We start from the raw sequence: 1,513 nt of genomic DNA on the forward strand, positions 1-1,513 counted from the left end.
GAGGTTGGTCTCCCTGTAAAGGAGGTGATCCAGCCACACCTTCCGGTACGGCTACCTTGTTACGACTTCACCCCAGTCACCAGTCCTGCCTTCGGCGTCCCCTTCTTTTCAGTTAGGGTAACGACTTCGGGCACTACCAGCTTCCATGGTGTGACGGGCGGTGTGTACAAGGCCCGGGAACGAATTCACTGCAGTATGCTGACCTGCAATTACTAGCGATTCCACCTTCACGAAGGCGAGTTGCAGCCTTCGATCTGAACTGAGCCATGGTTTGTGAGATTTGCTTGCAGTTGCCTGCTTGCTGCCCATTGTCCACAGCATTGTAGTACGTGTGTAGCCCAGGACGTAAGGGGCATGCTGACTTGACGTCATCCCCACCTTCCTCCGGTTTGTCACCGGCAGTCTCCTTAGAGTGCCCATCCGAAATGCTGGCAACTAAGAACGAGGGTTGCGCTCGTTGCGGGACTTAACCCAACATCTCACGACACGAGCTGACGACAGCCATGCACCACCTGTGCTCCGGCTCCCGAAGGCACTCTCAAGTTTCCCTGAGATTCCGGACATGTCAAGTCCTGGTAAGGTTCTTCGCGTTGCATCGAATTAAACCACATACTCCACCGCTTGTGCGGGCCCCCGTCAATTCCTTTGAGTTTCACAGTTGCCTGCGTACTCCCCAGGCGGGATACTTAACGCGTTAGCTCCGGCACTGCGCGGGTCGATACGCGCAACGCCTAGTATCCATCGTTTACGGCTAGGACTACTGGGGTATCTAATCCCATTCGCTCCCCTAGCTTTCGTCCCTCAGTGTCAGTACAGTCCTAGCAGAGCGCTTTCGCCACCGGTGTTCTTCCTGATCTCTACGCATTTCACCGCTACACCAGGAATTCCCTCTGCCCCTAACGTACTCTAGCTTTGTAGTTTCCACTGCCTTTATGCAGTTGAGCTGCACTCTTTGACAGCAGACTTTCAATGCCACCTGCGGACCCTTTACGCCCAATCATTCCGGATAACGCTTGCATCCTCCGTATTACCGCGGCTGCTGGCACGGAGTTAGCCGATGCTGATTCCTCAAGTACCTTCAGTACTTATTCCTTGAGAAAAGAGGTTTACAACCCAAGAGCCTTCCTCCCTCACGCGGTATTGCTCCGTCAGGCTTTCGCCCATTGCGGAAAATTCCCCACTGCTGCCTCCCGTAGGAGTCTGGACCGTGTCTCAGTTCCAGTGTGGCTGATCATCCTCTCAGACCAGCTACTGATCGTCGCCTTGGTGCGCTCTTACCACACCAACTAGCTAATCAGACGCGAGCTCATCTTCAGGCAATTAATCTTTCACCATATTGGCACATCCGGTATTAGCAGCGGTTTCCCACTGTTGTCCCCGACCTGAAGCCAGATTCTCACGCGTTACTCACCCGTCCGCCACTAACTCCGAAGAGTCCGTTCGACTTGCATGTGTTAAGCATACCGCCAGCGTTCATCCTGAGCCAGGATCAAACTCTCCGTTTTGATTCTGG

At 54.0% G+C, this 1,513-nt stretch carries 1 rRNA gene; it reads right to left on the reverse strand.

Annotated elements, in window-relative coordinates:
• Positions 1-17: 17 nt before the first annotated feature.
• A 16S ribosomal RNA gene (locus tag ICL16_RS05685) occupies positions 18-1,505 on the reverse strand.
• Positions 1,506-1,513 lie beyond the last annotated feature (8 nt).

This window comes from Iningainema tapete BLCC-T55, assembly GCF_014698965.1.
Lineage (GTDB): Bacteria > Cyanobacteriota > Cyanobacteriia > Cyanobacteriales > Nostocaceae > Iningainema > Iningainema tapete.